The organism is Campylobacter sp. IFREMER_LSEM_CL1846 (genome assembly GCF_025772105.1).
In the GTDB taxonomy this organism is placed as follows: domain Bacteria; phylum Campylobacterota; class Campylobacteria; order Campylobacterales; family Campylobacteraceae; genus Campylobacter_D; species Campylobacter_D lari_D.
In genome coordinates this window covers 1-19,072 of record NZ_JAKMRM010000016.1, presented here as the reverse complement: position 1 = coordinate 19,072, position 19,072 = coordinate 1, and the positions used below count along the sequence as shown (strand labels likewise).

Here is a 19,072-nt window from a genome sequence, read left to right as displayed (position 1 = left end):
AAATCCCTAATTAGGGATTTTTATTGATATATATTTTCTAATTCCGGGAAATATAATTTTAAATCTTGTTCTATTTTGTATTTTTCTTCTAGTAAAATTTTTTGATTTTTTTCTTTAAAATTTGCATTTGAGTAAAATATATGATATGAAATACTAATTGCAGCTATAATTTTTTCATCGTATTCAATTCCTATGGCCATACACTCAATTTCTGGGTTCATTTCCCCACTTTCTAATGCTATTTTATTTTTTTTGATAGAAGATAATTCTTCGTAAAGCTCTTTTAGATTATTTAATGTATTTGGTGTTATTTTCTCAAAAGGATTTGGATAAATTTTTTCAAGCTCTTTATAAGTTTTCTTTTCTAGTAATGCTTTTCCTAAAGATGTAGCGTAAGCTGGATATGAAGCACCGACAAAAGACTTGATTTGTATTTGATTATCCGAATCAAGTTTTTCTAAATAAAATACATTTCCTTCTTTTAATATTCCCATTTGGCATGTTTGTCCTGTTAAGTTTCTGATGTTTTTCATATGTTTTTTAATTAATTCTAATGCGCTATTTTTTATTGAAATACAACGGCTAATTTCTAAAATTTTATAATCTAATGTGTAAAATTTATTTTTATCACATTTAATGTAATTTTTAGCTTGTAAAGTTTGAAGTATAGGAGAAAGTGTCCCTGGAGGGATATTTAAATCTTTTGCAATAGAGCTTAGTGTATTTTTTTGATTATTATTGCCCAATAATTCTAAAATTTTTAAAACTCTTAATGTTGGTTGATGTGTCATTTTGCTCCTTTTTCGATAGATAAATTCTATCATATTTTTTACTTTTAGTAACATTTTTAATGATATAAAAAATATTTTCTATTAGCAGTTTTTGCTTTAGATGGTTGATTATAACTACTTTTATAAGACTTTTGTATTGTTTTTTTATCATTTTGATGTTTTTAAAAATTTCTATTTTTAGCTATATTTTTTGTATATAAAAATATTTTTGTATATACAAAAAATGAAAGGAAAAATATGGGAATATTAAAAGGAACTTTACCAGCCTTATTAACTCCATATGATATGAGTGGAAATATTAATGAAAACGAATTTATTAAATACTGCGAATTTGGTATCTCAAAAGGTTTAAATGGATTATTTTGTAATGGTAGTGCAGGAGATTCTCAAGCTTTAGGTATAGAAGAGCAAGTCAAAATAATGAAACTTACAAAAGAAGCTGCAAAAAATAATATCCCTGTTATTACAGGTATTGCATCAACAGTTTATCAAAATACTTTTACTTTGGCACAAAAAGCATATGAATTAGGGCTTGATGCTTTATTACTTGCTATGCCTTATTATTATAAATTAAGTGAAGACGCACTTTTTGAATATATTAAAGATTTATCTTCTAGAGTAAAGCTTCCTTTGTATATTTATAACATCCCTCTTTTTGCACCAGCGCTAAGTTTGAAATTTATAGAAAGGGTTTCAAAGCTTGATAATATTGCGGGTATAAAAGATAGCAGTGGAGATGCTTTGCTTTTAAATCATATATTAGATGTAGTGCCTAGTGATTTTGATGTTTTTGTAGGAAGAGAAGAATTTTATGCAGGAGCACTACTGATAGGGGCAAAGGGTTCTATGACTAGTATAGGTGGTGTTTTTCCAGAACTTATGAGTGAAATTTATAAATCAATCAATGAAAAAAATATAGATAGAGCTTTGCTGATTCAAAAAAGTTTATTAAAAGCTATAAGATTTGGTATGAACATAGCTTTTCCTATGGGATTTGCTTTGCTTTTAAAGGCCAGAGGATTTGAATTTGCAAATACAAGCATCCATCCTTTATCACATGCCACAAAAGAAGAATTAAATACTCGTTTTAATGAAGCTAAAGAACTTGTTAAAACTATAGAAAAAGAAACGGGTATAAAATTATGAAAGCCTATATTATAGTCAATGAAAAAGATAATGTCGCTACTGCTTTGCGTGATTTTAAAAAAGGTGAAATCGTGGAAAATATAGAACTTTTAGATGATATTGCAAGTGGACATAAATTTGCACTAAAAGATATAAAAAAAGATGAAGTTGTCATCAAATATGCAGAAGCTATAGCTAGTGCAAGTTGTGATATTAATAAAGGTGAATGGGTGCATATTCACAATAGTGCAGGTATTAGAGGTCGTGGGGATAAGGAATAAATATGAAAAAGATAATGGGTTATAGAAGAGAAGATGGAAAATTTGGCTTGAGAAATAAAGTCATTATTATACCAAGCGTGCATTGTGCTAATAAGGTGTGTGAAAATATAGCCAGAAAATGCAATGGGGCAGTATATATCAATCATCAACATGGCTGTTCTCAACTTGAATTTGATGCTTTACAAACTAGAGATGTTTTAATAGGCCATGGGAGTAATGCTAATGTTTTTGGTGTTTTAATTGTAGGACTTGGTTGTGAGGTAATACAAGCGAAAATAGTAGCTGAAAAAATAAAAGAAGCGACACCTTATAAGATGGTTGAATATTTAGTAATACAAGAGTGCGGTGGTAGTAAAAATACCATAGAAAAGGGTGTTAAAATAGTAAATCAAATGCTTGAAAATGCTGCAAAATTGGAAAAAACAGATGGGGATTTTAGTGATTTGATTTTAGGCACAGAATGTGGTGGTAGTGATAGTTATAGCGGTCTTAGTGCCAATCCTGCTTTAGGAAGTTTAAGTGATTTTGTAATTGATGAAGGTGGTGCAGTAATTTTAGCAGAAACTACAGAGCTTATAGGGTGTGAAGCTATACTTGCTAAGAGAGCAAAAAATGATGAAGTAGCTAAAAAGGTATATGATAAGATTTTAGGCTATGAGAATTTAGTTAAATCTTTTCATGCTGATATACGCGGAGCAAATCCTAGTCCGGGAAATATTGCAGGCGGGCTTAGTACTATAGAAGAAAAGTCTTTAGGTTGTGTTTATAAAGCAGGTACTAGAACTTTAATGGATGTGATTGATTATGCTAAACCTGTAATTTCCAAAGGACTTACTTTCATGAATACGCCAGGTAATGATATAGAACAACTTAGCGCTATGGTGGCAGGTGGAGCAAATATTTGTGTTTTTACTACAGGTCGCGGTACTCCTACAGGTTCAGTTATTGTGCCTACTATTAAAATGAGTTCTAATACTTTTTGTTATGAAAATATGAATGATGCTATTGATATTAATGCAGGAAGTATTATAGATGGGATTAAGACAAAAGAAGAAGTGCGTGATGAGCTTATAGATTTGATCATAAGAATTTCAAATGGAGAATTGGTAAAGGCAGAGTTAAATGAACAAAATGATTTTTCAGTTTGGAGACTTGCTACAACTTGCTAAATTAATAAAAAAGGATATATTATGGATTTAAAAATTAAAAACAAAATTTGTATCATCACAGGTGGTGCTAAAGGGATTGGTTATGGTATTGCTAAATTATGGGCTTTAGAAGGTGGGATTCCAATTATTTTTTCAAGAAGTGAAATTTCTAAAGAAAAAGATGATGAGCTAAAAGACATTTGCGGAAATTATGGATTTTATCAAATAGATTTAAAAAATACAGAACAAATTTCAACACTTGTTAAAAGTGTTGTTAATATATATGGTGGAATTTATGCTTTGGTTAATAATGCTGGAGCAAATGATAATTTACATATAGAAGATGCTACAACTGAAGAATTAATTAAATCTTATGAAAATAATCTTTTTCATTATTATACTATGACTAAAGAATGCTTACCATATATTAAAAAGCAACAAGGAAGTATATTAAATATCACAAGTAAAACCGGCTTAACAGGACAAGGTAGAACTTCAGCTTATGCTTCAGCAAAAGCTGCTCAAATAGGTTTTACAAGAGAATGGGCTTGCGCTTTTGCAAAAGATAATATTAGAGTTAATGCTATAGCACCGGCTGAAGTTATGACTCCTCTTTATGAAAAATGGTTGTCAAATTTTCCAAATCCAAAAGCTCAATATAAAAAAATAGCAAAATGCATACCATTAGGTCATCGTTTTACAACTATAGAAGAAATAGCAAACACAGCAGTTTTTACACTAAGTCCTCTTGCTTCACACACAACAGGACAAATTTTAACTCCTGATGGTGGATATATCCATTTGGATAGAGCTCTAAATTGGGATGAAATTTAATAATAAGGAGGATATATGTTAAATAACTCTAAAAATATAAAAATAGCAATTATTTTAGTAACTTCTCTTTTCTTTTTATGGGGAGTTAGTTATGGGCTGATTGATGTGATGAATAAGAATTTTCAAAATCATTTACATATCACTCAACATGAAAGTGGATTTTTGCAACTCGCTTATTTTGGTGCTTATTTTATCATAGCATTACCTGCTGGATATATAGCAAATAAATACTCTTATAAAATTGGTATTATTTTTGGGTTAATCTTGTATGCAATAGGTTGTTTATTGATTATTCCAGCTACAAATTTAGCTAATTTTTACTTATTTTTATTTGCTTTTTTTATTTTAGCTTGCGGTATTGGTTCTTTGGAAACTAGTGCTAATCCTTATATGGTAAAACTTGGTGATGAGAAAAATGCTAGTTTTAGAATTAATGCTGCTCAAAGTTTTAATGGTTTGGGTCAATTTTTAGGACCTATTATAGGTGGAGCTTTGTTTTTATCTATTACAAAACAAGAAGAAGGTGCAAGTAAAGAACAAATAGAAGCTGCGTTACTTGCTAATATGGGTAATGTCCAGCTAGTGTATGTTGGTATTGCAGCAATTGTTATTTTGATCTTGATTGCTTTTGCATTGAATAAAATTCCAGAAGGATCAGCAGTAAGTAGTGATTATGAACAAAAAGATACCTCAAAACCTATTGGAGTTTTTAAGCATAAACATTTTAATTTTGGATTGCTAGCACAATTTTTGTATATAGCAAATCAAGTTAGTGCAGGAGCTTTTTTTATAAATTACCTTAGTGAGCATAATGAAAATCTAAAAGATGAACAAGGGGCTTATTATTTTTCGATGGCTTTAATTGCTTTTATGTTAGGTCGTATTCTTTCTACGCCTTTGATGAAGAAAATTAAAGGTGAGACTATTTTAGGATGGTATTCTTTTATTAATGTGATTTTATGTGTATGCTTGTATTTTGCTAGCGGATTTATTAGTATAGTTATTTTAATTGCATTATTTTTCTTTATGTCCATTTCTTTTCCTACTATTTTTGCAGTTGCAACAAAAAATCTTCCTTTTAATCAAGTGAAATTAGGTGGTTCTTTACTTGTTATGAGTATAGTTGGTGGTGCTATTATGCCTATTATCATGGGTTTAATTAATGATTATTTTGGAACAAGCATGGGATATTTGGCTATGGCCCCATTATTTTTATATGTATCATGGTATGGTTTTTTTGGTTCTAAAATAAAGGCTTAAAAATGCAAAAAATTTTTGATTCTCATTTGCATCTTTGGGATTTAAGTAAAATGCCTATTTCGTGGATAAAAGGCAATAATAGATTGGAACAAAATTATGATTTTTTAAGGGCAAAAAATGAGTATAAAGAATTTGATTTTTTAGGTGCGATGTATGTTGAAACAAATAGTGATGATTTGGAAAAAGAAGCTTTATTTGCATTAAAGCAAAAACAAGAACATGGTATTTTTATTTGTTTAGCTGATTTAAAGTACAAAGAACACTTATGTGCTTTTAGAGAGGTAATGCATACTAGTAAAAAGGGTGCTAAGAGACTATTTGAAGCAGATTTTAAAGAAAAATTAGAACTTCTAAATGTTTTTAATATACCTTTTGAAGCTTGCATGAAAAATGAAGAGCTTTGGATATTGGAAAAGTTTTTATTTGATAATCCTAATTTAAAAGTAGTTTTAAATCATATGGGCAGTCCTAAAATTAACTATTTTGATGAATATAAAAAAATATTACATAAATTAAAAGATTTCCCAAATTTATGGATAAAAATTTCCGTACCAGATGATTTTACGATAAAAATTCATAGAGATTTTATATCTCAATGTTTTTCATTTTTAAAGAATGTTTTTAGTGAAGATAAATTTATATTTGGTAGTAATTATCCTGTGGCAAAAATAGCTCCAGCTAAATGGGCTAAATTTATCATAGAAGGAAATATTTTTAAAGATTTGGACAAGATATTTTATAAAAATGCTTTATCAATTTATAAGGAGGATAGGTGCAAAGATATGGTCAAATTATAAAAATTAAAAAGGAAAAAATACAAGAGTATAAAGATCTTCATGCAAAGCCTTATAAAGGTGTTTGTGAGATGATTAAAGAATGTAATATACAAAATTATTCTATTTATTTATTTGGAGAATATTTGTTTGCATATTTTGAATATACAGGTGTTGATTTTGATGCAGATATGGCTAAGATGGCAAAAGATAAAAATACACAACAATGGTGGAAAGTTACAGATCCCTGCCAAATATCTTTAGCTCATGCAGGACAAAAGTGGCTAAATATGGAAGAAGTATTTCATTTAGATTAAAAAAGGAGAAAAAATGACAACTTATTTAAATTATATTGATGGCGAATTTATCTCACACAATGGTGAATTTATAGAAGTTTTAAATCCCGCTACTAAAGAAGTAATATCAAGAGTAGCAAGTGCTTCTTTAGAAGATACACAAAGAGCAATTGAAGTAGCTAAAAAAGCACAAAAAAATTGGGAAGCTAAACCAGCAATTGAAAGAGCAAATCATTTAAGAGAAATAGCTAGTTTAATACGCAAAAATGCTAATTTTTTAACAGAAATTTTAATGCAAGAGCAAGGAAAAACTAGAGCTTTAGCTAGTGTAGAGATTAATTTTACGGCAGATTATATGGATTATACTGCTGAATGGGCTAGAAGGTATGAAGGCGAAATTATACAAAGTGATAGAGCTAATGAACATATATATTTATATAAAAGCGCCATTGGTGTAATTGGTGGAATTTTACCTTGGAATTTTCCATTTTTTCTAATCGCAAGAAAGATGGCGCCTGCTTTACTAACAGGCAACACCATTGTTATAAAACCAAGCAGTGAAACTCCAAATAATGCTTTTGAATTTGCAAAGCTTGTCTCGCAAAGTTCTTTACCAAAAGGTGTATTTAATTTAGTTGCAGGTAAGGGTAGTGTGGTAGGACATGAATTATCAAGTAATGAAAACATAGGTATGGTAAGTCTTACAGGGAGTGTTGAAGCAGGAACTAGAGTGATGGAAGCTGCAGCTAAAAATATCATTAAGGTTTCTCTAGAACTTGGCGGAAAGGCACCGGCTATAGTGTGTAAAGATGCAGATATTGATTTAGCGGTAGAAGCGATTAAGGCAAGTAGAATTTGCAATAACGGACAAGTTTGCAATTGTGCCGAAAGAGCTTATGTGCATACAAGTGTTTATGATGAATTTGTAGATAAATTTGTAAAAGCCATGAGTAAAGTAAGTGTTGGAAACACTTTGAAAGGCGATTTTGATATGGGTCCGCTTGTGAATCAAGCAGGTGTTGATAATGCTTTAGCAATGCTTGAGAGAGCTACAAATAAAGGAGCGGTTGTAGAATGCGGTGGAAAAATCACCGATACAAGCGGATATTATTTTCCTGCAAGCGTTCTTACAAATGTTAAGCATGAAGATGAGATCATGCAAAAAGAAATTTTTGCTCCGATTTTACCAATTACTAAATTTGATACACTTGATGAGGCAATTGACATGGCAAATGATTGTGAATATGGACTGACAAGTTCTATTTATACACAAAATTTAGATATAGCAATGAGAGCTAGTAGAGAAATAAAATTTGGTGAAACTTATATTAACCGTGAAAATTTTGAAGCAATGCAAGGATTTCATGCAGGTTTTAGAAAAAGTGGCATAGGTGGAGCTGATGGAAAACATGGTCTTGAAGAGTATTTAGCTACCCATGTGGTTTATTTGCAATACAATACCGATAAACAATGATTTCAATCCTATCTATTTTTTAGATAGGATTTGCTATAATCTTTAAATTTAAAGGATAATAATTTGAAGATTATAGATTTAAAAACTTACTCAAGAAAAGAGCATTTTGAATTTTATACTAAATTTCCCTGCTATTTTGAATTAAATGTTAAATTAGATATTAGTAAATTTTATTCTTTTGTTAAAAATCAAAAATATTCTTTTTATGGTAGTTTTATCTATTTTTTAAGTAAAAATGTTAATTTAATACCTGAATTTAAATTATACTTAGAGGATGATAAATTAATTTGTTTTGATATTATCCATCCAAGTTATACCGCTTTTTGTGAAAAATCAAAGACTTTTTGTGTTTTATGGACTGAATTTAATGAAGATTTTCAAAACTTTTTACATAATTTCGAGCAAGATAAACAATTCATTAAAGAAAACACTATGTTTGTAAAAGAGAATATTAAAAATTCTTTTAATATTTCAGCAATCCCTTGGATAAATTTTGAGAATTTCTCTTTACATTTACCTAAAAAAGAAAATTATTTTTTTCCTATTCTTACAAGTGGGAAAATTATCAAGGAAAAAAATCAATGTTTTATTCCACTAAGTATTAATGTAAATCACGCAAGCGCCGATGCTTATCATGTGAGTTTGTTTTTAGAAAATTTGCAAAAAGATTTAAATTGTTTTTAGTTTATATTTTTGTAAGTAAAATTTAGATATTATCCAAAGTTTATTACATTTTTTTTTAAAGAAAGGAATTATTGTGCCTACCATAAATCAATTGGTTAGAAAAGAGCGCAAAAAAGTTTTAGAGAAATCTAAATCTCCAGCGCTTAAAAATTGTCCACAAAGAAGGGGAGTTTGCACTAGGGTTTATACAACAACCCCTAAAAAACCAAACTCAGCGTTAAGAAAAGTTGCCAAAGTAAGACTTACAAGTGGCTTTGAAGTTATTAGTTATATCGGTGGTGAAGGTCACAACCTACAAGAACACAGCATTGTTTTAGTGCGTGGTGGTAGGGTAAAAGACTTACCAGGTGTTAAGTATCACATTGTTCGCGGTGCCTTAGATACTGCAGGTGTTGCAAAAAGAACTGTTTCTCGTTCTAAATATGGTGCGAAACGCCCTAAAGCAGCAGCTAAGTAATAAAATTGCAGACAAATCCGTTAGATTTGATTTTGTTTGAGTAAAATTATAAATTTGAAGGAAAATTATGAGAAGAAGAAAAGCTCCGGTAAGAGAAGTCTTGCCAGATCCGATTTATGGAAACAAAGTAATCACAAAATTCATTAATTCTTTAATGTATGATGGTAAAAAAAGCACAGCTACGACTATTATGTATGGTGCTTTAGAAGCTATCGATAAAAAAGGTGGAGAAAAAAAAGGTATAGAAATTTTTAATGATGCTATTGAAAATATTAAGCCTTTATTAGAAGTTAAATCTCGTCGTGTTGGTGGTGCTACTTATCAAGTGCCAGTAGAAGTACGCCCAGCTAGACAACAAGCTTTAGCTATAAGATGGATTATTTCTTTTGCTAGAAAAAGAAGCGAAAGAACTATGATAGAAAAATTAGCAGCAGAATTATTAGATGCAGCTAATAGCAAAGGTGCTTCATTCAAGAAGAAAGAAGATACTTATAAAATGGCAGAAGCTAATAAAGCATTTGCTCATTATCGCTGGTAAGAGGAGTAAAATATGTCAAGAAGTACTCCTTTAAAAAGAGTTAGAAATATAGGTATCGCAGCTCATATTGATGCAGGTAAAACAACTACTAGTGAGAGAATTCTTTTCTTTACAGGTATGAGCCATAAAATTGGTGAGGTGCATGATGGTGCAGCTACAATGGACTGGATGGAGCAAGAAAAAGAAAGAGGTATCACAATTACTTCTGCTGCTACAACTTGTTTTTGGAAAAACCATCAAATTAACCTTATAGACACTCCAGGTCACGTTGACTTTACAATTGAAGTTGAAAGATCAATGCGTGTTTTAGATGGTGCAGTTGCGGTGTTTTGTTCAGTAGGTGGAGTTCAACCACAATCAGAAACTGTATGGAGACAAGCTAATAAATACGGTGTTCCAAGAATTGTTTTTGTAAATAAAATGGACAGAATTGGTGCAAATTTCTTTAATGTTGAAGAACAAATCAAAAATCGTTTGAAAGGTAACCCAGTCCCACTTCAAATTCCAATCGGTACTGAAGATAATTTCAAAGGTGTAATTGATCTTATTACCATGAAAGCTTTGGTATGGGAAGATGAAAATAAACCAACTGATTATGTAGAAAAAGAAATTCCAGCTGAACTTAAAGAGAAGGCTGAAGAATATCGCACAAAAATGATAGAAGCGGTTTCTGAAACAAGTGATGAATTAATGGAAAAATACCTAGGTGGTGAAGAGCTTACTCAAGAAGAAATCAAAGCAGGTATTAAAGCAGGATGTTTAAGTCTTTCTATGGTTCCTATGCTTTGTGGTACAGCTTTTAAAAATAAAGGTGTTCAGCCATTACTTGATGCTGTTGTTGCTTATTTACCAGCTCCTGATGAAGTTGCTAATATTAAAGGTGAATATGAAGACGGTACGGAAGTTTCTGTAAAATCAACTGATGATGGTGAGTTTGCAGGCCTAGCATTTAAAATTATGACTGATCCTTTTGTTGGACAATTAACTTTCGTTCGTGTGTATAGGGGAAGTTTAGAAAGCGGTTCTTATGCATACAACTCAACAAAAGATAAAAAAGAAAGAATCGGTCGTCTTTTGAAAATGCACTCTAATAAAAGAGAAGAGATTAAAACTTTATATGCAGGAGAAATTGGAGCGGTTGTTGGACTTAAAGACACACTAACCGGTGATACTTTGGCAAGTGAAAAAGATAAGGTTATTTTAGAGAGAATGGATTTTCCAGATCCTGTTATTTCAGTTGCTGTTGAGCCTAAAACAAAAGCAGATCAAGAAAAAATGTCTATTGCTTTAAATAAATTAGCTCAAGAAGATCCAAGCTTTAGAGTTTCAACAGATGAAGAAAGTGGTCAAACTATCATTTCAGGTATGGGCGAGCTTCACTTGGAAATTATCGTTGATAGAATGCTTCGTGAATTTAAAGTTGAAGCCGAAGTAGGTCAACCTCAAGTTGCTTACCGTGAAACTATTAGAAAAACAGTTGAACAAGAATACAAATACGCTAAACAATCAGGTGGTCGTGGACAATATGGTCATGTATTCTTAAGACTTGAGCCACTTGAACCAGGTAGTGGATATGAATTTGTAAATGATATCAAAGGTGGGGTAATTCCAAAAGAATATATTCCAGCAGTTGATAAAGGTGTTCAAGAAGCATTACAAAATGGTGTTTTAGCAGGATACCCTGTTGAAGATGTTAAAGTAACTGTTTATGATGGAAGTTACCACGAAGTGGATTCTTCTGAAATGGCATTTAAACTTGCAGCTTCTATGGGCTTTAAAGAAGGTGCTAGAAAAGCAGGTGCTGTAATCTTAGAACCTATGATGAAAGTTGAAGTTGAAACTCCAGAAGAATATATGGGTGATGTTATTGGTGATTTAAATAAACGCCGTGGTCAAGTAAATTCAATGGATGAAAGAGGTGGTAATAAAATTATTACGGCATTTTGTCCTTTGGCCGAGATGTTTGGTTACTCAACCGATCTTAGAAGTCAAACTCAAGGCCGTGCTACTTATTCTATGGAATTTGATCACTATGATGAAGTTCCAAAAAATGTTTCTGAAGAAATTATCAAAAAAAGAAATGGTTAATCTATCAAGATGGGCAAAAGCTCATCTTGAATTATTTATATCCTTTTGAATTAATTAAATTAATTGTTCCTTCATTAATTTCATATGCTTTTCCAAAACCTTTAACATATCTTCCATTTTTCAGTATAAGTTGAAATAAATGAAAATCTTGCATATTTTTAATGACTTGGATTATTTCTTTATTGTTTTCATTTTCATAAGTATTTAATACTTGTTCAAATAGCTGATTATCTCTTGTTATTTCTACACTCTCTACTCTAAATTTAAGCCTTTTTCTTGCAAAGATTGATATGCAATCTTTTTCATCTTCTATAAACATAATTTCTATGTTTTTATTATTGTAATTTACTCCTTCAAAGTGTTCGGCAATTTCACTAATATAAATATAAAAGTCATTTTTGTTTTTTATAATAGGAGTATATGAACATATGGTTTGATTGTTTAAATTTAAAGACGATATCATAATGCTTTTGCATTCTTGTATAAATTGATTAATTTCATCATGTAGTTGCATAAAAATTTTCCTTGTAAGTTAAAATGAATAAGATTTGAGGGTTATAGAAAAGTAAAAAGAAGAGTTTGCTACTCTTCTTCATCAGTATTTTTGCGTACAACTTTAATGCGTTCTATGCTATTTCCATCCATCTTTTTGACTTCGTAGTAGCAAAATTCATCTTCTATTCTATCTCCAACCACCGGTAAGCGTCCTAAAAGATTGAAAACATATCCACCTATAGTGACTTGTTCTAATTCTTCATTAAAGCGTATATCAAGCATTTCTTCTACTTCGCTAATTTCATATCTTCCTTGAAATTCATAAATGTTTTCTGCAAGCTTTTTAAAATGTGGACTAGAATCATCATGCTCATCGTTAATATCACCAACAATTTCTTCCATAATATCTTCCATAGTTAAAAGACCAGCGGTTCCACCATATTCATCTACTACTAATGCTGTATGTACTTGTTCTTTATTCATCATAAAAAGAACTTTAGATATACTAATATTTTCTGGAACTAGGATCATTTTGATTAGAAAATCATCTAAATTTTTCTTATCTTTGCTAAGTTCATTTTGCATAATGTCTCTAATATGCACCATACCTAAAATGATATCTTTAGAACCATCTATATATGGAAAGCGTGTATGTTTATACTGACAAACTATTTGCATATTTTCTTCATAGCTTTTTTGTTTATTAAGACAAATCATATCTTTTCTAGGTGTCATGATTTCTTTTGCTACTGTATCTGAAAAATCGACAGCATTGCGTATGATTTCAGTTTCAAATTCATCCAAAACTCCACCTTTTTGGCTTTCACTCGCAATAAATTTAATCTCTTCTTCAGAGTGACTTAATTCGTGTTCTTTGGCAGGTTTTATACCTATAATTTTTAAAGAAACTGCAGCTAAAAAGTCAAATGTTTTAATGAAAGGTAAGAAAAGTAACCAAAACAAATGCAATGGTCTTGCAACCCATAAAACAGCTCTATCTGCAATGGCTATAGCAATGCTTTTTGGAACCAACTCGCCTAGCACAACATGCAATAATGTGATAATAGCAAAAGCAATAATAAATGCTATGGTATGGATTAATGCTGGAGCTAAACCTAAATTTGCTAGAGGAACTTCAAGAATTTTAGCAATAGCAGGTTCGCCTATCCAACCAAGAGCAAGAGAGCTTAGCGTAATACCAAGTTGGCAAGCACTTAAATAAGTATCTAGTTTTGAAGTGACTTCCAAAGCTTTTTTTGCATTGCGTTTTTTCTCTTTTACCATTTCTTCAAGTTTTGATCTACGCACTTTAACAATAGCAAATTCAGATAAAACAAAAAATCCATTTAAAAGCACTAAAGCTAATGCAACAAGAATCATAAAAGTAGAATAGCCTATATCAATAGAGGCAACAGTAGGTAGTGTTTGATTTAAGTCTAAAGATTGACTGGGGTCCAAAAAAAACTCCTTTAATAAAATTTCGCAAAATTATATCAAATCAAAACTATAAAATTAGCTTAAAAATAATGATATATTTTAAATTAATTTAATGTTTTCTATATTCTATATTTTTTTCAAATTCATCTAAACGCTTGTAAATACTACGAAGCTGTGTGATAGTTGTCCAGTTGGTGATAAAAATGCTAAATGAAGATCTAACCTGGTCAAAAGCATTACCAACTTGTATGATAATTCCAAGTTGTATAAGTCCTAAAAATAAACTTGGAGCCATGATTAAAAAGGGCACTATAACCATGATTTGCTCAAATAAATAAAGCCATATATTAAAATACCCATAATGTAAAAATAATCTTTTATAATTGATTTTAAGCCCGGTAAATAAACTTAAAATACTTTCATTGCTTGCGTAATTTTTTCTATCATCTTCAGCAAAAACAAGTTCTTTTCTAAAAGCAGCTTCGGCTTTTTGATTGTTATATTCTAGTCCAGGTAGTTTTATACCTACAAACCATGATATAACTAAACCTCCTAAAGAAACCAAAAATGCAATCCATACTAAAGAGCCATTAATATCTTTTAAGATAGGTAAATTAACATGTGCGCTTAACATCCATAAAATTGGCACAAAAGCAACTAAAGTCATAATTGCTTTGACAAAAGCTAACCCTAAACTTTCTATGATTTTTGAAAAATTATAGATATCTTCTTGAATTCTTTGTGAACTACCTTCTATGTTATCATCTTTTTTTTGCCAAAATTTAATATAATCAAAAGTCATAGCCTCGCGCCATTTAAAAGCATATATGCTTCCAAAATATTGCGTGATAGTAGCGATTAATACATAAGGCAGTGCTAAATATAAAAATTGTTTAATAAAATAATAAAAATCATTTATGCTATGATTTTTTGCATCTTGTAAAACATCGTAAAATTCTTTATACCATTCATTTATTGCTACATTAATAGAGGTTTGTGCTAATAAAGAAGACAATAAAAAAAACAGACCCAAGTAAGCCCATAAAGCCCATTTTTTAGAATAAAAAAAAGATTTAAACATTTTAAATTTCTTTCAGCATTTTTTCATAATGTTTTATTGTATGTTTTTTTGCTTTAAATATTATACTAAAAATCATAATAAAACAACTTGCGACTAAAAATCCAGGAATGATTTCATAAATTTCTATAAAATTTGAACCAAAATGCTTATAAAATACAACAGTTAAAGCCCCGCTAACCATTCCAGCTATTGCACCTTCTTTGCTCATATTTTTATAAAATAAAGAAAATAAAATAACGCTTCCAAAACTAGCTCCAAAACCTGCCCAAGCATAAGAGACTATGCTTAAAATTTGACTTTGAGTATCAAGTGAAAGTGCAAAAGCTACACATGCTACAATCAAAACACCTAAGCGTGACAACAAAGTAATATTTTTATCATTTGTTTTTCTTTTTAAGATTTGTGTATAAAAATCTTGCACCAAGCTAGAAGCGCATACTAGCAATTGAGAACTTGCAGTACTCATAATGGCTGCTAAAATTGCACTGAGTAAAATTCCAGCCACCCAAGGGTTAAAAAGCACTTGAGACATTACAATAAATATTCTTTCAGGATCATTTAAAGTAAGATCAAATTTAGCTATATAAGCAATACCTAAAAATCCTATCATAGCAGCACCAAATAGAGAAATTACCATCCAAGTTATGCCTATAAAAGTCGCAGTAGGAATTTCTTTTACATTTTTTATAGAAATAAAGCGAATTAAAATATGAGGTTGGCCAAAATATCCAAGTCCCCAGGCCAAGGTTGATGCTACCACTAGCCAACCACCACCATCTAAACCAAAAGCTTGAGGTTTTACATCATTTATAGTAGAAAAAGCTTCGCCAAAGCCGCCAAGTTCAAAAATCATCACAAAAGGAATGATGATTAATGAACTCATCATTAAAAGTCCTTGTATCATATCAGTCCAGCATACGGCTTTATAGCCACCTAAAAAAGTATATAAAACAATAACTAAAAATCCAATACTTAATGCAAAAATATAAGGCAAATTAAATACACTTTCAAAAAGTTTAGCACCGCTTACTAATCCAGCACTAATGTAAATAGTAAAAAATACTAAAATAACTACCGCACAAATACTTCTTAAAATATGTCTATCATCATGAAAGCGACTTTCAAAAAAATCAGGAATTGTAATACATTCTTTGGCTATTTGAGAAAAAATCTTTAATCTTTTAGCAACAAAGGTCCAGTTTAGAAACATACCAAAACTTAAACCTATGGCTATATAAATTTGTCCCAATCCAGCTGCGTATAAAGCACCGGGAAAAGCCATTAAAAGCCAACTGCTCATATCAGAAGCACCTGCACTTAAGGCAGATATTACCGGCCCCATTGATGCATTTCCAACAAAATAATCTTTACTATTTTGATTTTTTTTGTAAAAATAAAAACCTATAAAAAGCATTAAAAATGCATAGGTAATAAAAGTAATAATAATAGGATAAGAAAATTCCACACTTTGTAAATTCATAAGTGTCCTTAAAAAATTTAAAAAACCATCATTTTACTTGTTTTATTTTAAAAAAACATTATAAAAATTATTTTTTATTTCAATGCTTTATAAAGTTTTTTTGTTACAATTTTCAAAAAAATTAAGGATAGTTAATGAAAAATCTTTTAATTATAGGTGCAGGTGGTGTAAGTCGCGTTGCAACTGTAAAATGTGCAATGAATAGTGATGTTTTTAGTAAAATAACTCTAGCAAGTAGAACTAAAAGTAAATGTGATGAAATAGCAGCTTTTATAAAAGAGCGTTTAGGTATAGAAATTCAAACTGAGCAAATAGATGCAGATGACACATCTGCTGTTGTAGAGCTTATTAAAAAAACAGGAGCTGAAATTTTATTAAATGTGGCTTTGCCTTATCAAGATCTTGCTTTAATGGATGCGTGTATTCAAACTAATATTCACTATGTAGATACTGCAAATTATGAACATCCTGATTTAGCTAAATTTGAATATAAAGAACAATGGTTAAGAAATGATAAGTTTAAACAAGCAGGAATTTTAGGACTTTTAGGAAGCGGTTTTGATCCAGGTGTTACTAATGTATTTTGTGCTTATGCGCAACAAAATTTATTTGATGAAATTCATTATATTGATATACTAGATTGTAATGCAGGTGATCATGGATATGCCTTTGCAACTAATTTTAACCCTGAGATAAATTTAAGAGAAGTATCTGCTAAGGGTCGTTATTGGGAAAATGGAAAATGGATAGAAACTGAACCTATGGAAATAAAAATGGAGTGGGATTATCCTGAAGTAGGAGTAAAGGATAGTTATTTGCTTTATCATGAGGAGCTTGAAAGTTTAGTAAAAAATATCAAAGGTCTAAAAAGAATAAGATTTTTTATGACTTTTGGACAAAGTTATTTAACTCATATGAAATGTCTTGAAAATGTTGGTATGCTAGGTATTAAACCTGTTATGCATCAAGGTAGAGAGATAATACCAATAGAATTTTTAAAAACTTTACTTCCTGAACCTGCTAGTTTGGGTCCTCGTACTAAAGGTTACACTAATATAGGTTGTGTAATCCGTGGTGTAAAGAATGGAAAAGATAAGCAAGTTTATATTTACAATGTTTGTAATCACGAAGAATGCTTTAAAGAAACTGGTGCACAAGCTGTAAGCTATACTACAGGTGTCCCTGCTATGATAGGTACGAAATTAATTGCTAAAGGAATTTGGCAAGGAAAAGGTGTGTTTAACATGGAAGAATTTGACGCCAAACCTTTCATGGATGAGTTAAATACTCAAGGACTTCCTTGGAAAATTATAGAAATGGAGCCAAATTTAGGAAAATAATCTCAAGTCTTTGACTTGAGAAAGTTTTAATAATGACACAATTATTATTAAGTATAGATTGGATGCCTTTTTTAGTTTCCATAAAACTTTCTATTATTACTTGTATAATTTTGTTTTGTTTTTGCATACCTCTTGCTTGGGTTTTTACTTTTAAGCAATTTAGAGCAAAAAAAATTCTAGAAACCATAATAACCTTACCTTTAGTTTTACCACCGTCTGTTGTTGGTTTTTACTTGTTGATTTTATTTTCAAAATATTCTTTTTTTGGAGAATTTTTAGAAAAATATTTTAATATCACTTTAGCTTTTACTTTTGAAGGTTTGGTAATAGCAAGTTGCATTTACTCTTTACCTTTTATGTTTAATCCTTTATATAATGCAATGTCTTTAATTTCTAAAAATATTATAGAAGCAAGTTTTTCTTTGGGAAAAAATTCTTTCATCACACTTTTTAAAGTAATCTTACCAAGTATCAAACCGGCTATACTCAGCGCTTTAGTAATAAGTTTTGCACATACTATGGGTGAGTTTGGTATAGTATTAATGATAGGTGGTTCTTTAAGCGGAGAAACAAAAGTAGCTAGTATTGCTATATATGAAAGTATGGAAAATTTAGATTTTGCTACAGCTCATATTTATAGTCTCATACTTTTAATTTTTAGTTTTGTTGTTTTGTTAAGTGTAAATTTGTTAAAAAATAAATAACAAAGACTTATTTTATTGTATAATCAATTTATATCTTAAATTTAAAGGAGAAATGATGGATAATTCATATCAGGATATACTAAAAAATATGACAATGAAGGGTATGGCTTACAATATCCAGATGGACATGTTATAAGATTTTATGAGAGAATCTTAAAATACAAATTAAATAAAACAAGTGGAAATTTACTTGATTTTGGTTGTGGAAATGGAGTTCATTCTAAGTATTTTCAAGATGTAACAGGGGGGGGTATTAATGCTTATGGTATAGATATTGTTCCTAGTTTAAAAAATACTTGGAAAAAAGATCCTAGGATAAATGAAAATAATTTTCATGTTATTACACCAAATTCTAGTTTTAAAAATTTATTTGATGTAAAAATGGATTTTATTTTTGCAAATCAAAGTTTATATTATCTGCCAAACAAAGACTTTCAAAAAACTATTGAAGAATTTTATGATTTATGCAATGATGGAGCAATAATTTTCGCGACAATGATTAGCTCTAAAGCTTATCAAGAATTTGTTGCAGGAGATGTTAAAGATAATGGTTTAGTGGAGGTAAAATCTAGTCCAAGATTAAATGGCGAATCTACTTATATAAATTTTACAAATACGATTGAAGAATTAAAAGAAAAATTTAAACCTTTTAAACCATTATTTTGGGGAGATTATGAATTAATAAATTTATATAATTTTGAAGGAAGTATACAGCATTTTATTTATATAGGGGAAAAATAATTTTATATGATAAAGACTTTATTAAGTCTTTATCATCCCTTCTTT

The 19,072-nt window shown here is 30.1% G+C and carries 20 protein-coding genes; 15 read left to right on the top strand and 5 right to left on the bottom strand.

Annotated elements, in window-relative coordinates:
• Window positions 1-20: 20 nt before the first annotated feature.
• Window positions 21-791, bottom strand: coding sequence for an IclR family transcriptional regulator (locus L8W40_RS07350; RefSeq protein ID WP_263659895.1), 771 nt, complete (start codon window positions 789-791; stop codon window positions 21-23).
• Window positions 792-1,028: 237 nt separating this feature from the next.
• Here L8W40_RS07350 and L8W40_RS07345 point away from each other — a divergent pair, with 237 nt between their 5' ends.
• The 12 genes from L8W40_RS07345 (at window position 1,029) to fusA (ending at window position 11,749) form a co-directional block, all read left to right on the top strand.
• Window positions 1,029-1,937 carry a dihydrodipicolinate synthase family protein gene (locus tag L8W40_RS07345; RefSeq protein ID WP_263665075.1) on the top strand — a complete coding sequence of 303 codons (909 nt, stop codon included), beginning with the start codon at window positions 1,029-1,031 and terminating at the stop codon, window positions 1,935-1,937.
• The gene (locus L8W40_RS07340) at window positions 1,934-2,197 is read left to right on the top strand and encodes a UxaA family hydrolase (RefSeq protein WP_133319930.1); all 264 of its coding nucleotides are present in this window, start codon (window positions 1,934-1,936) and stop codon (window positions 2,195-2,197) included. Before L8W40_RS07345 ends, L8W40_RS07340 begins: the two co-directional genes overlap by 4 nt.
• A gap of 2 nt (window positions 2,198-2,199) precedes the next feature.
• The gene (locus L8W40_RS07335; protein ID WP_263665074.1) at window positions 2,200-3,366 is read left to right on the top strand and encodes a UxaA family hydrolase; all 1,167 of its coding nucleotides are present in this window, start codon (window positions 2,200-2,202) and stop codon (window positions 3,364-3,366) included.
• A 21-nt stretch (window positions 3,367-3,387) separates the two neighbouring features.
• Window positions 3,388-4,179 carry an SDR family oxidoreductase gene (locus L8W40_RS07330; protein ID WP_263665073.1) on the top strand — a complete coding sequence of 264 codons (792 nt, stop codon included), beginning with the start codon at window positions 3,388-3,390 and terminating at the stop codon, window positions 4,177-4,179.
• Between the two features lie 15 nt (window positions 4,180-4,194).
• Window positions 4,195-5,439, top strand: coding sequence for an L-fucose:H+ symporter permease (gene fucP / locus L8W40_RS07325; protein ID WP_263665072.1), 1,245 nt, complete (start codon window positions 4,195-4,197; stop codon window positions 5,437-5,439).
• 2 nt (window positions 5,440-5,441) lie between these two features.
• Window positions 5,442-6,236, top strand: coding sequence for an amidohydrolase family protein (locus L8W40_RS07320; protein WP_263660792.1), 795 nt, complete (start codon window positions 5,442-5,444; stop codon window positions 6,234-6,236).
• Entirely contained in the window at window positions 6,212-6,529 is a 318-nt protein-coding gene (locus L8W40_RS07315; RefSeq protein ID WP_133319925.1) for an L-rhamnose mutarotase, read from the top strand. The genes L8W40_RS07320 and L8W40_RS07315 overlap by 25 nt, the downstream gene beginning before the upstream one ends.
• A 13-nt stretch (window positions 6,530-6,542) precedes the next feature.
• On the top strand, window positions 6,543-7,982 hold the full coding sequence (gene aldA, locus L8W40_RS07310; protein WP_263665071.1) for an aldehyde dehydrogenase: 1,440 nt from the start codon (window positions 6,543-6,545) through the stop codon (window positions 7,980-7,982).
• A gap of 63 nt (window positions 7,983-8,045) precedes the next feature.
• Window positions 8,046-8,666, top strand: a complete 621-nt coding sequence (locus tag L8W40_RS07305; protein ID WP_263665070.1) for a CatA-like O-acetyltransferase — start codon at window positions 8,046-8,048, stop codon at window positions 8,664-8,666.
• A gap of 73 nt (window positions 8,667-8,739) precedes the next feature.
• A complete protein-coding gene (rpsL, locus tag L8W40_RS07300) occupies window positions 8,740-9,123 on the top strand; it encodes a 30S ribosomal protein S12 (protein WP_012661187.1) in 384 nt (127 codons plus the stop codon).
• A gap of 67 nt (window positions 9,124-9,190) precedes the next feature.
• Window positions 9,191-9,661 (top strand): 30S ribosomal protein S7, encoded by a 471-nt coding sequence (gene rpsG / locus L8W40_RS07295; RefSeq protein WP_012661188.1) that lies wholly within the window; start codon window positions 9,191-9,193, stop codon window positions 9,659-9,661.
• Between the two features lie 12 nt (window positions 9,662-9,673).
• On the top strand, window positions 9,674-11,749 hold the full coding sequence (gene fusA, locus L8W40_RS07290) for an elongation factor G (protein WP_263665068.1): 2,076 nt from the start codon (window positions 9,674-9,676) through the stop codon (window positions 11,747-11,749).
• A 31-nt stretch (window positions 11,750-11,780) separates the two neighbouring features.
• On the opposite strand, the gene L8W40_RS07285 is transcribed toward fusA, so the two are convergent.
• The 4 genes from L8W40_RS07285 to putP all read right to left on the bottom strand — a co-directional run bounded on the left by L8W40_RS07285 (window position 11,781) and on the right by putP (window position 16,242).
• Window positions 11,781-12,263, bottom strand: a complete 483-nt coding sequence (locus L8W40_RS07285) for a pyridoxamine 5'-phosphate oxidase family protein (protein WP_263665067.1) — start codon at window positions 12,261-12,263, stop codon at window positions 11,781-11,783.
• Window positions 12,264-12,331: 68 nt separating this feature from the next.
• Window positions 12,332-13,702 carry a hemolysin family protein gene (locus tag L8W40_RS07280; protein ID WP_133319921.1) on the bottom strand — a complete coding sequence of 457 codons (1,371 nt, stop codon included), beginning with the start codon at window positions 13,700-13,702 and terminating at the stop codon, window positions 12,332-12,334.
• Window positions 13,703-13,790: 88 nt separating this feature from the next.
• Window positions 13,791-14,762, bottom strand: coding sequence for a putative transporter (locus tag L8W40_RS07275; RefSeq protein WP_263665066.1), 972 nt, complete (start codon window positions 14,760-14,762; stop codon window positions 13,791-13,793).
• A gap of 1 nt (window position 14,763) precedes the next feature.
• Window positions 14,764-16,242, bottom strand: coding sequence for a sodium/proline symporter PutP (gene putP / locus L8W40_RS07270; RefSeq protein WP_263665065.1), 1,479 nt, complete (start codon window positions 16,240-16,242; stop codon window positions 14,764-14,766).
• Between the two features lie 134 nt (window positions 16,243-16,376).
• On the opposite strand from putP, the gene L8W40_RS07265 reads away from it, so the two are divergent.
• From L8W40_RS07265 to L8W40_RS07255, 3 genes are all read left to right on the top strand, one after another.
• The gene (locus L8W40_RS07265; RefSeq protein ID WP_263665064.1) at window positions 16,377-17,582 is read left to right on the top strand and encodes a saccharopine dehydrogenase family protein; all 1,206 of its coding nucleotides are present in this window, start codon (window positions 16,377-16,379) and stop codon (window positions 17,580-17,582) included.
• A gap of 32 nt (window positions 17,583-17,614) precedes the next feature.
• Window positions 17,615-18,286: a molybdate ABC transporter permease subunit gene (modB, locus tag L8W40_RS07260; protein ID WP_263665063.1), complete on the top strand. Its 672-nt coding sequence runs from the start codon at window positions 17,615-17,617 to the stop codon at window positions 18,284-18,286.
• Between the two features lie 66 nt (window positions 18,287-18,352).
• A complete protein-coding gene (locus L8W40_RS07255) occupies window positions 18,353-19,027 on the top strand; it encodes a class I SAM-dependent methyltransferase (RefSeq protein WP_318529489.1) in 675 nt (224 codons plus the stop codon).
• Window positions 19,028-19,072 lie beyond the last annotated feature (45 nt).

Coding starts and splice junctions, on each gene's coding strand:
- L8W40_RS07335 (WP_263665074.1), top strand. CDS start 2,200: ATGAAAAAGATAATGGGTTATAGAAGAGAAGATGGAAAATTTGGCTTG.
- L8W40_RS07265 (WP_263665064.1), top strand. CDS start 16,377: ATGAAAAATCTTTTAATTATAGGTGCAGGTGGTGTAAGTCGCGTTGCA.
- L8W40_RS07330 (WP_263665073.1), top strand. CDS start 3,388: ATGGATTTAAAAATTAAAAACAAAATTTGTATCATCACAGGTGGTGCT.
- L8W40_RS07350 (WP_263659895.1), bottom strand. CDS start 791: ATGACACATCAACCAACATTAAGAGTTTTAAAAATTTTAGAATTATTG.
- L8W40_RS07320 (WP_263660792.1), top strand. CDS start 5,442: ATGCAAAAAATTTTTGATTCTCATTTGCATCTTTGGGATTTAAGTAAA.
- L8W40_RS07275 (WP_263665066.1), bottom strand. CDS start 14,762: ATGTTTAAATCTTTTTTTTATTCTAAAAAATGGGCTTTATGGGCTTAC.
- fucP (WP_263665072.1), top strand. CDS start 4,195: ATGTTAAATAACTCTAAAAATATAAAAATAGCAATTATTTTAGTAACT.
- rpsG (WP_012661188.1), top strand. CDS start 9,191: ATGAGAAGAAGAAAAGCTCCGGTAAGAGAAGTCTTGCCAGATCCGATT.
- fusA (WP_263665068.1), top strand. CDS start 9,674: ATGTCAAGAAGTACTCCTTTAAAAAGAGTTAGAAATATAGGTATCGCA.
- aldA (WP_263665071.1), top strand. CDS start 6,543: ATGACAACTTATTTAAATTATATTGATGGCGAATTTATCTCACACAAT.
- L8W40_RS07345 (WP_263665075.1), top strand. CDS start 1,029: ATGGGAATATTAAAAGGAACTTTACCAGCCTTATTAACTCCATATGAT.
- L8W40_RS07285 (WP_263665067.1), bottom strand. CDS start 12,263: ATGCAACTACATGATGAAATTAATCAATTTATACAAGAATGCAAAAGC.
- L8W40_RS07340 (WP_133319930.1), top strand. CDS start 1,934: ATGAAAGCCTATATTATAGTCAATGAAAAAGATAATGTCGCTACTGCT.
- modB (WP_263665063.1), top strand. CDS start 17,615: ATGACACAATTATTATTAAGTATAGATTGGATGCCTTTTTTAGTTTCC.
- putP (WP_263665065.1), bottom strand. CDS start 16,242: ATGAATTTACAAAGTGTGGAATTTTCTTATCCTATTATTATTACTTTT.